This is a genomic window from Desulfobacter latus (assembly GCF_013389365.1).
Classification (GTDB): Bacteria; Desulfobacterota; Desulfobacteria; order Desulfobacterales; family Desulfobacteraceae; genus Desulfobacter; species Desulfobacter latus.
In genome coordinates this window covers 1-526 of sequence record NZ_JACADJ010000186.1, presented here as the reverse complement: position 1 = coordinate 526, position 526 = coordinate 1, and the positions used below count along the sequence as shown (strand labels likewise).

1 protein-coding gene is annotated in these 526 nt (G+C 40.1%); it reads right to left on the bottom strand.

Annotation, left to right across the window (positions count from 1 at the left end; all coding sequences use genetic code 11):
* Positions 1 to 136: 136 nt before the first annotated feature.
* Entirely contained in the window at positions 137 to 340 is a 204-nt protein-coding gene (locus tag HXW94_RS18915) for a hypothetical protein (RefSeq protein WP_246294262.1), read from the bottom strand.
* Between the last annotated feature and the right edge of the window lie 186 nt (positions 341 to 526).

Here is a 526-nt window from a genome sequence, read left to right as displayed (position 1 = left end):
CCCGGTAAATCGGTGGGATAACCTACAGCCGATTTTGTTAACACCAGCCGAACCGCCTTGGTACGAGATCCGTATGCCGGGTGGTGTGGGAGGGCTCCTCAGTAATGGGGAGTCCTATCCCTATTCGCCTTAATAATTATTCAATTGCCTGAGCGATCTTTATATTTCCTTTGATAAGATCATTAACAACTGTTGACCTGTCAATTCCCTTTTTAGAGGCTATTTTTTTAACAAAATCCAAAACGTCCTGATCAACAAGATAAATTGGTATATTCAATTTTGAATTTTGTCTGTAAAATTTGCCTCGTTCAGCTTTTGAAAAATCATACTCGTCTCTCATGTCAATCACCATATGCTTTAATTTCTTTTTTTGTTGCTTTCCTGCTTGATATGATCCTTTTACATTAACCGGGTCGAAGCCTCGCAGGTGCTTGCTTGGGTAAAAGCAGGAAAATCCTTATTCTCAAACTTGGATTTAACAGCTCCGGTTATACAATTTAACTGGTAGAGTCCAGTGTCCATTGGG

What these genes read in the sequence shown, in the direction of transcription:
- HXW94_RS18915 (WP_246294262.1), bottom strand. Translation starts at nt 340, where the DNA reads ATGAGAGACGAGTATGATTTTTCAAAAGCTGAACGAGGCAAATTTTAC.